1 protein-coding gene is annotated in these 553 nt (G+C 47.6%); it reads right to left on the minus strand.

From position 1 onward, the window contains the following. Window positions 1–553: SDR family oxidoreductase (locus tag ACNOHI_RS25410; RefSeq protein WP_420477504.1), on the minus strand; the 553-nt coding region annotated here is incomplete at both ends.

Raw genomic sequence — 553 nt, forward strand, 5'->3', positions numbered from 1 at the left:
ACGGCGTAGATCACGGCGTTGGCTATATCTTCCGGCGATATTGCTATCTGTTCCATTTTCTCCTTAAAGATAGTCCTCATTTCCTGATTCTTCATGCCCTCTATAAATTCGGTACGTACAAAGCCGGGTGATATCCCCGTAACTCTGTAGCCGCCATTCGACTCCTGCCGCAACGCTTCGCTGATGGTACGTATTGCATTCTTTGTACCTGCATACACCCCCTGCAAGGGCACAATTTTAATTCCGGAAGTAGACAAAATGTTGACGATGTGACCGAAGCCCTGCTTTTTGAAATACGGCATAGCTGTGGCGATGCCATACAAGTAACCTTTTAAATTCACATCGATCATCTCTTCCCAGTCTTCCACCTGTAAGTCATCAATACGCGAGAGGTGACTTATTCCTGCATTATTGATCAACACATCCAACTTTCCGAATGTTTGAGCCGCCAGCCCGGCCAGCTGAATCAAATCATCCCGCCTTTTAATATCCGTTACCAGCCAAACAGCCTCTCCGCCTTCTTCCTTGATTTGGGCCGTCAGCGCTTCAAGCC

The organism is Noviherbaspirillum sp. ST9, assembly GCF_048799745.1.
GTDB lineage: Bacteria > Pseudomonadota > Gammaproteobacteria > Burkholderiales > Burkholderiaceae_D > Noviherbaspirillum.